The following is a 12,480-nucleotide window of genomic DNA, read 5'->3' as shown; positions in this document are numbered from 1 at the left end:
AGGCGGCCGACTACTATTCATTGATAATCAAAATTTTCTTTGCCCAATCTATATATTTTTGCTCTTCAGTGGTGGTCTTTTTATCGGCAGCAACCACTTTTTCGAGCATTGCATACAACCGTTCGCGCTCTTGAGGATGTCTTTGCGCGATTTGGCGAAGTGCACTATTAAATGAACGGATACTACCATATTCAAATATTTCTTCTTTTATGCTTTGATGTGCCGCAGCAGTCAAATCATCGCTATTAGGCAGCCCCGCCAGTTCCAGCAGATAATCCACGATTATCTGCCGTTCCCTTACGGTCATGCGCCGATCGGCGCGTGCCACACTTATTAACACCCGCAAAATATTCTTATATTGCTGCAATGGTTTTGCCAGTTTCCCATGCGGCGTGATTATATACAAATCAAATAAATATTTCGCCAACATGCTACCCGACATAACCTCCCCCGTAATACGGTCAATAAAATTATCTATCCGCCGATAGATAAAGCTACGTTCCGCCTGCCGCCACACGCAAAATGCATTCACCCAGCCATCAACCCCGTCTTGCGCGAAACTATGGATCTCAATATCCCTGCTGCTGTGGTTGCCCATGCCATCGCAATATTCAATATGGGCGGGTAGCTCCAGCGGCAGCATCTGCGGTAATTCCCGGTCAATATATGTGTGTAAAGTATTCCCCCCATAGTCGAGCAATCCGTGTCTGTCGGCATCGTCAAAATCATTGCTCCGCTCAATTTTCCGATTAAACGGCGGCAAGGATGGATGATGTTTACGATGAAATAGGAGCGCCAACAATTTGCTAAGCATAACATCTCCTTATAAAAGGAAACATCTTATAACGCTAATCTTGACAAGGCAATCCTCATACGATAGAGTGCGCTCCACGAGGCGTCGAAAACCTCAAGACAAACGGCATCGCACCGTTACCGCGATATTTTTACGTCCATAAGATTCACGGCTCCCGTGTTGTTGATTTGTTACAGCCAAGTTTCCTATGGCCGCGAGGGCGCGGAATACAATACCTGCCTTGGCAGGGAATAACGCCGGCCTCTTTGTCTAGGTTTTCGAACCTCGCGGCCGCCCCTTTCCGGGGCAACTTCGAAATTAAGACAAAGGAAACTATTATGGCTCACCCTCAATCTATCCCGTTCCACGGTCAAACCATCCCCGTATTCACCCAAAACCACCAGCACTACGTTGCCATGAAGCCGATTTGTGAAAATATCGGCTTGGATTGGCGCGCCCAACGGCAACGCATCATGCGGAACAGCGTCATGGCACAAGGTGTGGTTATGATGACCACCCCTTCAAACGGTGGCAAACAAGAAACCCTCTGCCTGCCGCTGGAATACCTCAACGGCTGGCTGTTCGGCGTCGATGCCCGCCGCGCGAAACCGCAAATCCGCGAACGCCTGCTGCAATACCAGCGTGAATGCTTCCAAGTGCTCGCCGCGCATTTTATGCAGCCCAAGCAGCCGCCCACCGTGGCGCTGCCCGCCGTGGTCACCGAACTGCCCACCCGCAAAGAACTGCAACAGGTGCTGCTCATGCTGTGCGACCGCTTAAAGGAAATCCACAACTGGTGCGACGGCAACGTGGAGCGCTTCTTTATCGACACCTTCGGCAAGCGGCCGCATGAGGCCACCTATCACGAACTGGTGGGCATGATCCGGCGGCTGCACCGCAAAACGCAAACCGCCGCCGGGCTGCCGATGGTGGCAGGGCAGGCCGAAAGCTGCAGCGGCGGCGACGAACTGCAGCATCATTTCCGCTGGCTCTCGGCGGGCAACGGCGGCGATATGCTCGACGCCATCCTGGCCGATTTCGAATATACCGAACTGGATCGCGGCGAATACGAGCGCCGCACCAGGGGCGGGCTGTTTATGGTTTCCTTGCTGCACGAGGTGCTGATCGAAGCCTACGAGCGCAAGCGCGATTACAACGAGCTGCCCGGCACCTCCGAAAACACCTTGAATTGGGTGTTGAACGAAGTGGGCAAGCTGCATAACCTCATCAGCCGCGTCATCACCGGCTAAACCGTCAGGCTACCTGAAACCGCTTTCAGGTAGCCTTACTCTTCCAGTTGCTCCCGAATCCAGCCCGCCCGCTCATACCACCACTGCAGCTCGTCAATATCCAGCGCCAGCACGTCGCCGGCGCTGCCCTTGAAGGTATAGGCCACTACTGCGGCGTAGTCTGCCCAGTCTGGCGGCCAGACAGCAAAAAACCCTGCATCTCCGCGCTCAACACAAAGACATCTGCGCTATCCATCTGCGCCAGCACGTTAGGCGGGATGTTGGTCAGTTTACCCACCAGCGCAAACAGGGTTTTGGCATCCAAAATCAAGCTGTCCGGGCTGAATTTAATCTCCAAGCCCATCAAATCGCGGCCGGTCGGGCGGCGGATGTCCAGTTCGCTGATTTCTTCGCGCCCGAACTGGATCGGGCTGCTCAACTGAATAATAAGTTTATCCATTTGCTTGTTTTCCTTTAAATTTCCTGCGCTTCGTATTTGCTCTCGAAGCGCACGCCGATATTGGCCTCTTCTGTGTTGCCCGTGCCCTCGCCGGCATACCAGGCATCTGAAAGCACCACGGTTTTGCCGCTGGCTAGCTGCAGGGTAACGGTGGCATTGTCGATGCTGGTTAAATCGGCCAGTTTCAAATCGGGTCGGTCGGTGATTTCGCCTTCGATAAACGGCGTTTGCGGGATCTCTTTGTAACCGTGCACGCCGTCCGCGCCGATAATCGCCTCACGCTTGCCTTTTCCCAAGTTGTAGGTAAAGTTGCCTTTGGCATCCAGCTGGTTGCCATTGACTTTGAAAAAAATCACGCCAGCACGGCGGTTTGATTTTGCCATGATATTTGCTCCAAACCCCGCAGGCTTTCAGGCAGCCTGCGGGGCGTTAGGGGTTAAACGATAAACGCAATCACGTTACCGGTGATAATCCACGGGTTCACGAGGTCGGGCACCATGAATGTATCGAGGCGGGTTGGGTTGCCGATGTTGCGTTCGGCGTAGCTGTCGGCGGTGAACTGGTCGATGTTTTCCACCAAACCCAATGCCTGCCAAATCTGCGCGCGCGCCACCATTTCGGCCTTCATGCCGGAGGGGGTCATAATCGGCTGGCCGGATGGGAATTTGTTGCCGTCATCCGCCAGCTTGTGCCGTGGGTATTTTTGCTGGATATAGGTGTCCCAGTCATAGCGCAGATAGCTCAATGTCCACACCGTGTTAATCAGCAGATAGCTCTCATCGGCCTGCCCCAGTTTGCCCACTTTGTAGGTGCTGATCAGCATATCGATCATCACCGCGCCGCCTGCGTTGGTGCGGTAGGTGGAGATGCCGTTATACAGCAGCAGGTTGCGCTCCTGCAGGGTAAGCTGGGCGCTGTCGGCGGGCGGCAGGATACCTTTGAGTTCCAAAGTTTGGAACGGGCGTGCCGGGTCGTTTTGTGCGGCAAACGCGGCCTGTGCGGCAGTCGCTGCAGCCAGCTGTACCGGCAAATTAGGCACACCGGGCAAACCGCCGATCACCGAAAACGGACTATTGCGGCCGTTGCCCAGCGTGGTAAGCCCGGCGTAGTTGTCGGCCTTGGCGACAAACACCAAACCGCCGATGGCGCGCATCGGCCCCCAACGGGAAGCCAATTCATCCTCCACCGCCTTCAGGCTGGCGGCATCGGTAAACGGCATCACCATCACATCAAACTGTTTATCGCCCAGCCCGGCCAAGGCGGCGGACAAATCCGGCGTACCCGCGCCGCCGGCCATTGCAGTGATGGAAATAGTGAGGCCGGTTGGCGTTTGCTCGTCGCGCGGATAATAATTGAGCCGCAGGTCAATCTCGTTGCCGGGCAAGCCCTTGTTTTTGGCCGTCAGCGTTACTGCACCGGCATCTGCCTGCGCACTCACCGGCAAATCGACGGCGGCATTCATGGCGGCTGCCAGCGCGGTAGCCACGGCAGCAGCGCCATCATTGGCTTTTACCGCCAGCTTGACTGCCTGCCCACCGATGTAGAGATACACCACGCCGCTATCCTGCACCATACCGGCAATTTGGATTTTGCCACTGGCGGCCGAGCCGGAGGTGTTGGACAAAGGCAGGGCGAAGGTTTCGATGTCGCCGCCTTTGTTGTCAAACCAGCCTTTGGCCGCCCAATACATCAGGCTGCCCGCACCAAACATACCGGCAGCCTGCTCCAGGCGGGTAATCGGCACGGCCTTGCCTGCTTCCGCGCTGCCGCCGGTGACCGGTGCAATCAGCAAGGCGCGATAAGGCTTGATATTTGCGCCTTTTTTGGCCAGCTCGTTGTTAAATTCGGTGCGGCTGCCCGGCGCGCGCAGGGTGCCGGGAATCTCATTAAATGCAATCGTCATTTGTTAGCCTCTTTGTCTTTGCCGGCCACCGCCTCTACTTCGCCCGCATTCAGGCGGCGCAGCCAGTAGTTGTTTTTCTCCACCTGCGCGCCGTCTTTCGGCAGCGGCTCGCCGGTGGCCGGGTCGGTGATTAGATAATCGCCAACCGGTCGCACATAAAACGTAGTCATAAAAGCCCCTTTCAGCTTTTCGGGATGTTGTCTTCGGCATCAATCTCGGAATTGCTACCATACAGTTGCCAGTGCGTGGCCATCTGTGCCTCGGTGATCAGCTGCGGGCCGATATGCGCCTGCGGGTGGTGGTTTTCATCGCCCACATAATCGCCGGCCTGCTCATACCACACCGCCTGCCACAGCTGGGTGTAAAATACGCTCACGTATTCGCCTTGGTCTTCGGCCTCGATGGTGAGCGACAGCGGCAGCAAATCCTCGCCCAGCTCGCCGCCGAGTGTGGGGTTGGCATAAAACAGTTTTTCCGCCAGCGCGGTCATTTCCTCCGCCACGTCTTCGGTTTTTTCGTTGCCCTGCACAATACAGGTAACGGCCAGCTGTGCTTCGTGCCGCAATTCCAGCGGCGCGGCGTTAAATACGCTGCTGCTGCGGGATGCCACCGATACCACCACGCACGGCAGTTTGTTTTGCGCTGGCGCCACCCAACGATAGGGATACACCCGTCTAAACTTGGTACGCAGCAGCGCCACGGCGGCGGCGCGGATGTCAGTAAGTTGGTGCCGGCTCATTTTTCGCCCTCAACTGTAAAACGGTGATGCCGGTGCCGTCGGCCTGCACTTCGGCTACCCGGTAGGCAACGCCCCGCACCTGTATTTCCGCTTCCGCCACCGTGTCCGGCAGCTCGGCGGAAAGGCAGATTAAATACGGATCGGCATTGCCAGCAGAGATGCCGTAGCCGTTATCTGTGGCGTATTCGCGGTCGAAAATGCAGCGCACCGGCTGCCCGCCAATCATCACGGTTTCACCGAAATCGGCAGGATTGGTAAACACGTTCAGCGGCTCATTAAACACTGCCGCCCTCGCCGCCCTCACCGGATGCGTTACCGCCATCGGCACCAGAGGATTCAGCCTCTTTGGCAGGCGCTTCTGCCGCCCAACCTTCGCGGATATAGACAGCCGCCGCAGATTCGTCCACCGAATATTTTTTCCCTACGGCAAACATCTGTTCACCATCGAAAAAACTACGAGTCGGGATAATTTTGATTTTTGCCATTTTTAATACCTCAATCAATAAGGTCGTCTGAAATTCAGACGACCTTGGGTTTCACAATCAAGCAGCCACGATGTCTTTAATGGCGGCAAAGGATTCGACATGACGGACGGCAATATCCACATCTTGCAACGTGGTGATGCGTACCGCGCCCGCAGTAGACTTGGTGTACGGATCAACGATCACATCCAAAACGCCCCAGTGTGCAATCATCAGATCAGACCAGTTACCGAAAATCAGCGGACTGCAGTTGTTGGCCGCCGTGCCTTTGGTCAGGTTGGACGGAATTTGGTTTGATACCGCGCAACGGTAGCCGTTCAACGGCGTTGCGCCGTCCTGCCAGATGTAGCCGGACACGCCGTCGGCCTTCAGCTTGGTTTTCAGCAAACCGCGCACGCGGGCATTGGTGATGTAGGCCAAATCGCCGATGTCGGCATTGGCGGCGGCAATGGCACTTTCCAAAGCGACGATATGCTTCCATTCGGGCGCACCACCGTTCGCACCGATTTCCACCGCGCCGATGCCGGCAGTGTTCAGGATGCCGGTCGGTTCGTTGCCGGTACCTTTGCCGTTGATGGCCGCCAAATCGATACCCAGCATCATCGCTTTCAACAATTCGCTGCGGGCGAACTGTTCGGCAGACAGCGAAGACTGCAAAATGAATTTGCGGCTCAATTCGGTATTGGCGGTAATGGTTTTCGGTTTCAGGCTCATTTGTCCGAAAGTGGCGTTCGATTCGGACGCGCTGCCGTTTTCATACACCCATTGAACGGTGTTGCCGGTCAGGTGTTTCGGAATGGTGATGTCGCCGACCAAGCCGTCCAGTACGGTGGCGCCCAACTGGGCAACGGCAAGTCTGTTGCGCAACAGTTCGATGAACAAGTCTTCGCGGAAGTCGTTTTCGATGACGTTGCCGCCGTTTGCCGCATAGCCTTTGCTGTAAGCGCGGGCAATCAAATCAGTCGGCACAAAGAAGCCCGCCGCTGCACGACCATGTCGTTTTTCCAACTCTTCCGACACTTCGCGTTCCAAGCCCGCTTTGTCCCATTTGCCGGTTGCGGCGGCAGACATGGCGCGCAGAAGGGAAAATTCACGCTGTTCCTTATCCGTCATGCCGATTTCACCGGCGGTAACGGTCGGCTTCGTCTGCATGTTTGCCATGATGGCGGCGCGTAATTGGGCTTCACTGCCACCCTCTTTAATAACCTTTTCGGCGGCTTCGATACCGCCGTGGGCGGCGTAACTGCGACCAATGGCCAACAGTTCGGAAACGCGGGCGCGTTCATTCTGCATACCGCGTTCGGCAGTGTTGTTGGTATCGGTTGCTGCGGCGGCAGGGGTTGCAGCAGCGGGAGTTTCCACCGTAGTGGGCGTTTGATTTTTATCCATGTTTCGATTTCCTTTTTCAGGGGTTGGGTTTACAGGGTTTTCAATAAATGGCTCCACCGACCTGCCGACACCTACTGTCGGGTCTGCCGGAACGGTTACAAAGCTGATTTCATACGGCATCCAGCGGGTAACGATGTAACGGTAGTCCTCATCGTCTGCATCGGGATTGTCCAATACCATGTCTTCCACGCGGTAGCCAACGCTGATATGGCGTAGGATGCCGTCTTGCACGTCTTGGAATTTTTCCGCCGCTTTCGCACCGTTGCCAAAACGTACCAAAGCACGGCCGCGCTTGTCGGCATCAATCCAAGCCCGTTCGATGACGCCGATTTGGTCACCCCAGGCGTGATTGAACAGCACCGCGCCGCCGTCATTCAGGCGGCTCAAGTCAACGGCGCCCGCCGCATGACTTAATACTTCATCGCCGAACCAGCGGCGTACCGGTTCTTCGCTGGAAAACGCCACTTCAACCGTCCGTTTTTCAACATCAACACTTTCGCGCTGAAATACGGCAAAGCGGCTCATTTTCTGCATTTGCGCCTTATCAGGCTTCATTTTCTTCATTCGAGTTATCCTCCGATTCCGGTTCTGCCGCCGATGCGGCCGGTTTTACGTCGGCAATGATTCCTTTTCCTGCCAACATCTGGTTTTCCTGTTCGATTTGGGTAATAACATCTTCAAAATCCAAACCCATTTCCGCGCAAATATCGCGGCGGGATTTGACCGTCAGCGCCACCGCCTCTTTATGCGCATTAATATCTTTCAGCGGGTCAACCCACGACCAGCGGCGCCCCTGCCAGTTGCAGGCCTTAAACTTGTCCAGCTTGCCGGCAGGCAGCGATTTGCCGGACGGCATCTTGATTGCGCCCATTAGCAACGCCGCCTCAATCCAGCGGTCGAATACGTCATACAAGAACGCTTCGGCAAACCAGTTTTGCAACGTCATCCATGTGTCGCGTTCCTCCAGCGTCCCGCTGCGGATACTGGAAAAGTTCACGCCCTCAAGGTCGTTCGCCAAACTGTGATAAGCCACGTTCAAACCGCTGGCGATACCGCGCAGACTGGCTTTGACGAATGCGTCGTAATTGGCGTGCGGGTAATCCGGGTCGAACGGCGTAAAGTCGTAACCCTGCGGCAGTTCGTGGAACGTACCCGGCTCGACCGAATCGATTAAATCGATGCTGCCGCGCCCGTTATCGACCTCTTGCCCGTCAATCGGCGGCATAAAGTTGTCGGCATCTTCCGTCTGTTTGAAAAAGCCCATTTTCGATGCACCGACACGGGCGGCGATAATGGCCGCTTCCTGATAGCCCGACAGGTTTTGCAGGCCGATGATGGCCGAAGCCACCCATGGAAAGCCGCGCCGCTGCTCCGGGCGGTCGTGCAGGAAAATATGGCTGATTTGCGCTGCCGGCACCCGTTCGCGTAAATTGCCCGTATTCGTCTGTCCGTATGATTCGCCCGGATGCGCCGTCCGCAGCCAGTACGCCACAGGACGGGAATAGCTGTTTAACTCAACCCCCATGCGCACGGCGTTACGCCCGTTTTGCTGCGGAACGTTGTATCCCGTATCCAAACGGTCAATATCCAGCACCTGCAACGCATAGCCGTAATCATTATCAAACCCTGAAATATGACGAATCAGCACTTCGCCGTCCCGCGCCACGCTGCGAATCAGCAGCCGTTGCAGGTCGGTAAAAGACATCTGGCCGGTAACGTCGCACACCCCGCGCCGCGCCCAGCGGGAAAACGCTGCTTCGATGGCTTTGTTCGCCAAGGCATCGGGCTTGTCGGCGTTATCCAGCAAAACACGCATTTGCAGGGCAAAACCGTCGCGCCCGATAACGTTACTTTCGACCATGTTCAAAAACTTGCGCATGTAGTCGTTGTCGCGAGCAAGGCTGCGGGCGCGGGCACGCAGGCGGTCAAGGTCTGACCGCGCCAAGGCATCCGCCGACCAGTTTTGCGGCTGCCATGAAGCCAGCGATCCGACCGGACGTGCTCCGGCAAAGCTGCGGCGGGCTGTTTTCGGGACGGCTTCCCGCCTGCCGAACAACCGCGCAAAAAAACCGCGCTTTTGCACGGTTGGGTTATTTGTTGGCATGGTGTAATCCTAGAATCGGCAAATAATACGTCCGCTACGCCGGGCTGAAAAACCTAAAGCAGCTTCAAATTTCCGGATTTCGTTTTCCCAATAGCGGATTTGCTTCAGCAAATCTGCCAAATCGACAAACTCCATTTCACGGTCTTTAATTTTGTAGCGCTTGGTCAAGCCACGGCCGGTAGCATGTTCCTTATAGGCGGTTTTAAGCACCTGCAAGATTTCACGGGCATCATCCAATTCGGCTATGAACTGCTGTTCACGCTGATCGGCGGTGATTTGCTGGATAGTCATTTCAGACGGCCTTATCCATTAAATAAAATAAAGTGATACAGTTTCCTTCACTCGATTTGACCAACCCTTCTTTAATCAGGTTGTCTATATCGTTGCGCGTATTAATCCAATCTGCCCAGCTTCGATCTTCTCGCACTGCTTTATTAATACTGGTAGTTGTGCAGCCGGGATTGGCGCGGATGTAGTCTAAAATTTTGGTTTTCATAGTTTTAAGCGGTTATAAACCGCCCTAACTTGTAAGCATAACTTACAGGCCGGGCGGCGGTTGAGAGTAACAGTAGCAGTTGCCTTTGCTAACGACGCGCCACCGCCGGGCTGTTTACAGACTGTACCGGCTACATCTCTCCGGCCTCGGTCCTTCACCGTCGTGCAGTGCCACCGCCGACGTGTCAATGATTTAAAAGCCGTCTTTCCGGCTGTCATATCCTAACTGTCTAACGAGGCGAATAAATCCCCGGCAGCAATATTCCGACACAGAAACATAGGCTGCTTATCCCTGTGAAGTTGCCTGACATTCTACGCAATCAGGATACGATTTTAAAAATTAGTTGCAAAATTGCTGCCACGCTTGCGACGGTTCACGGCCGAATAACCGCTGCTGTTTTTGTGGCCGGTTTCAGATCCAACAACCTGATCAGCTTCAGCTTTCGGTTCTGAAAACAGTTCCGATTGCAACAAGGCCGATTCATAAAGTGCCCACCGCGTGGCAGACATGGTATGCGTACCCAGCGAACGGGCGGCATGAAGTGCGTACACTTCACAGTCCAACGCTTCGTTTCGCACTCCTACTTTTTTCTGCCACACTTTTTTGTGCTTATTCATCCGGCTCGGCACTTTGATTTCAGACAACAACTGACCGCAGTAATCGGCGCGTACGCCTGAATAAAAGTGCATACGGCCGGCGCCGCTACCTTCTAAATTAATTCGGGCGTGCTCATCAATAAGCAGGTCTTTCGCACGGCTCACCCCAACGCTATACACCTGTACGCCGAATTTGTCGGCCTTGGTGTTTTTGTGTTTCAGATCAATCGCACGGGCGCGGCTGAAAATCTCTTTATCCGGGTTCGAACTACCCTTTACAGCCATCACATTGATATTCTTATAACCGCGGCAGGCGCGTACGAAACCATAAACCGCATCAGACGTATTGCCGTCCGAACTGTCAATAGACACCGCGGCAATCTTCAGACCGGAACCACTTTCATGCCGGTAGACCGTCTGAAAAATCATTTCCGCCAGCTTACGCCAAACGTCTGATTTTGGGTCAACGGTATTGCCATGTATCTCGCCCCACCAAACCAGCCAGCTTTCCTCACCACGCCCCCAGGCGCGAATAATAATGGCCAATCGGTCGTGCTGTACGTCAACACCCATTGTCAACAACAGGCCACCGCGTGGCACGGTATTTTCCGGGTAGTCTTCGGCACGTTCAGCCAGCTCATCCTCTTTAACGCCGTCGTTCGTCATTTCAAACGGAATGCCGATTGATGAATTGACAAATGCAATCATTGGGGCGACATCGCCGTTATCCATCTCGTACTGCGCGGTCAGCCATTTCTTCATCAATTCCGAAAAGACACTGCCGGGAAACGGGCTGTAAAGCTCGTTCAAATAAAAACCAGCGGTGCCATGAAAGGGGGCGGTAGCTTGCCACCAGCCTCGCTTCACATTGCGGTTTTTCTGCATATCGTTCCATACGCTGCCACAATGCGGGCAGGTGTAGTGTGCAGTTTCGGGCAATTTCTTGCCGAAAACGGGATGGTTGCCGTTTGGATCTTCATCACAATTTAAGTAGTCAAAACTCAAAGCGTGCGCCTCGCCACATTCATGGCATGGCACCATCCCCACGCGTTTATCGGATAGCTCCATTTCGGCTGCTATGGTTGATACGCCTGCAATGGTTGGTGTTCCACCTAAAACAATTTTCGGGCGGCGGTAGGTTTTTGTTCGCTCCTTCGCCAGCTTGATACTGTCGCCCTGTCCCCGTAGGTTTAAGTTACAGTCGTCTGGTTCTTCCACACACACAATCGGCACTGGCGACGATTTCACGCTAGCCGGGCTGTTTGAACCTACCAGCTTAAGGAAACCGCCAGGGAATTTCTTAAATAGCTGCCTTTGCCCTTTCACGCGTGCACGGGTATCGACTTTTTCACGCAGGGCAGGTGTAGCCTCTACCATCGGCGTGAACTTCTCGTCCATATACTCCTTGGCCGCACCCTCTTTCGGGAATAGCACCAGTATTGGGCTAGGGTCGGTGTCGATTGTCTTGCCCAAAAAGTTACCCAATACACCGGAAGTCCATGCGACTTGCGCGGATTTTTGGCAGCAAATCACTTGTACATTTGGATCATCAAGAGCGTCAAGCGGGCTGTTTTCCCACTCAAGATATGGCGTAACGCCCAAAACATATTTACCGGGTCGGGCTGCTTCAATACTCGACAAGTAGCGGTACTTATTCGCCCAGTCACGCGTTTTTACCTTACGCGGCGGACGCCATTTCTGGCATGCCTGCCGCAACACGCGCAACACGGTATCAGCCATCTGCACTTGCATCGTTGTTGTCGCTGTCTGCATCGTCATCGGCTCCGTAGTTCACCAGCTTATCAAGCGCTCGGTAAATATGGGCGGCAATGGCATCTGGGTCGATTTCAACGCCAGCCGTCGCGCTTAATTCGGTGGCCAAAATATCAGGCATCGTTAAAAATTCGGTACGAGCAGCAAGTATATGATCCGACCAAGCGCGTTCAAACAACGCGGCCGGGGCAAGTTCGCCCGTTCTCTCTTTAATATCAAGCTCAATCGCATCAGCTTTAAGCCTGTCCAGTCTATCGCGTGGCTTCTCTTTGTTCAGTCGCTCAATTTCACGCTGAACCATCCAGCGGATAACTTCACTGCTTTCGTATTCATTTGCCTGTCCTCGATTGTCGGCATAGCTGGCAACAGGTAAACCCTCTTTCTGCCAATCCGTCAACGATCGTTCGGACACGCCTAAAATCTCGGACAACTGCCTTTTATTTACCAGCATATCCAAGTCCTAAAAATGCACTTCAGACGGCTTGCCACTAGACCCAATATCACCCATCCAAAAAT

Annotated in this window: 15 protein-coding genes; 1 reads left to right on the top strand and 14 read right to left on the bottom strand. The window is 54.4% G+C overall.

Annotated features, from left to right (window positions below; translation table 11 throughout):
- Positions 1 to 13 precede the first annotated feature (13 nt).
- Entirely contained in the window at positions 14 to 814 is an 801-nt protein-coding gene (locus O3660_RS06405; RefSeq protein WP_371464689.1) for a TerB family tellurite resistance protein, read from the bottom strand.
- A 317-nt stretch (positions 815 to 1,131) separates the two neighbouring features.
- On the opposite strand from O3660_RS06405, the gene O3660_RS06400 reads away from it, so the two are divergent.
- A complete protein-coding gene (locus O3660_RS06400) occupies positions 1,132 to 2,043 on the top strand; it encodes a phage antirepressor N-terminal domain-containing protein (RefSeq protein WP_371464688.1) in 912 nt (303 codons plus the stop codon).
- 145 nt (positions 2,044 to 2,188) lie between these two features.
- On the opposite strand, the gene O3660_RS06395 is transcribed toward O3660_RS06400, so the two are convergent.
- From O3660_RS06395 to O3660_RS06335, 13 genes are all read right to left on the bottom strand, one after another.
- A complete protein-coding gene (locus O3660_RS06395; RefSeq protein WP_371464687.1) occupies positions 2,189 to 2,482 on the bottom strand; it encodes a phage tail assembly protein in 294 nt (97 codons plus the stop codon).
- Between the two features lie 14 nt (positions 2,483 to 2,496).
- Entirely contained in the window at positions 2,497 to 2,865 is a 369-nt protein-coding gene (locus O3660_RS06390) for a phage tail tube protein (RefSeq protein WP_371464686.1), read from the bottom strand.
- Positions 2,866 to 2,918: 53 nt separating this feature from the next.
- Positions 2,919 to 4,385, bottom strand: a complete 1,467-nt coding sequence (locus O3660_RS06385) for a phage tail sheath subtilisin-like domain-containing protein (RefSeq protein WP_371464685.1) — start codon at positions 4,383 to 4,385, stop codon at positions 2,919 to 2,921.
- A complete protein-coding gene (locus O3660_RS06380) occupies positions 4,382 to 4,555 on the bottom strand; it encodes a DUF2635 domain-containing protein (RefSeq protein ID WP_082887733.1) in 174 nt (57 codons plus the stop codon). Before O3660_RS06380 ends, O3660_RS06385 begins: the two co-directional genes overlap by 4 nt.
- Positions 4,556 to 4,566: 11 nt before the next feature.
- Positions 4,567 to 4,995, bottom strand: coding sequence for a hypothetical protein (locus tag O3660_RS06375; RefSeq protein WP_371464684.1), 429 nt, complete (start codon positions 4,993 to 4,995; stop codon positions 4,567 to 4,569).
- Between the two features lie 106 nt (positions 4,996 to 5,101).
- Complete coding sequence (locus O3660_RS06370; RefSeq protein ID WP_371464683.1) at positions 5,102 to 5,428, bottom strand: hypothetical protein; 327 nt, start codon at positions 5,426 to 5,428, stop codon at positions 5,102 to 5,104.
- A complete protein-coding gene (locus tag O3660_RS06365) occupies positions 5,400 to 5,609 on the bottom strand; it encodes a hypothetical protein (protein ID WP_049351691.1) in 210 nt (69 codons plus the stop codon). Before O3660_RS06365 ends, O3660_RS06370 begins: the two co-directional genes overlap by 29 nt.
- Before the next feature lie 57 nt (positions 5,610 to 5,666).
- Positions 5,667 to 7,559 carry a phage major capsid protein gene (locus O3660_RS06360; RefSeq protein ID WP_371464682.1) on the bottom strand — a complete coding sequence of 631 codons (1,893 nt, stop codon included), beginning with the start codon at positions 7,557 to 7,559 and terminating at the stop codon, positions 5,667 to 5,669.
- Positions 7,540 to 9,099 carry a phage portal protein gene (locus O3660_RS06355; protein ID WP_371464681.1) on the bottom strand — a complete coding sequence of 520 codons (1,560 nt, stop codon included), beginning with the start codon at positions 9,097 to 9,099 and terminating at the stop codon, positions 7,540 to 7,542. The genes O3660_RS06360 and O3660_RS06355 overlap by 20 nt, the downstream gene beginning before the upstream one ends.
- A 9-nt stretch (positions 9,100 to 9,108) precedes the next feature.
- Complete coding sequence (locus tag O3660_RS06350; protein ID WP_070826989.1) at positions 9,109 to 9,390, bottom strand: hypothetical protein; 282 nt, start codon at positions 9,388 to 9,390, stop codon at positions 9,109 to 9,111.
- Position 9,391: 1 nt separating this feature from the next.
- Positions 9,392 to 9,595, bottom strand: coding sequence for a hypothetical protein (locus tag O3660_RS06345; protein WP_070826988.1), 204 nt, complete (start codon positions 9,593 to 9,595; stop codon positions 9,392 to 9,394).
- 332 nt (positions 9,596 to 9,927) lie between these two features.
- Entirely contained in the window at positions 9,928 to 11,964 is a 2,037-nt protein-coding gene (locus O3660_RS06340) for a phage terminase large subunit family protein (protein ID WP_371464680.1), read from the bottom strand.
- A complete protein-coding gene (locus tag O3660_RS06335) occupies positions 11,924 to 12,415 on the bottom strand; it encodes a terminase small subunit (RefSeq protein WP_371464679.1) in 492 nt (163 codons plus the stop codon). Before O3660_RS06335 ends, O3660_RS06340 begins: the two co-directional genes overlap by 41 nt.
- Positions 12,416 to 12,480 lie beyond the last annotated feature (65 nt).

The organism is Neisseria sp. 27098_8_139 (genome assembly GCF_041433195.1).
Lineage (GTDB): Bacteria > Pseudomonadota > Gammaproteobacteria > Burkholderiales > Neisseriaceae > Neisseria > Neisseria subflava.
The sequence above is the reverse complement of the archived record's forward strand: the minus strand, read 5'-3'. Positions and strand labels throughout refer to the sequence as shown.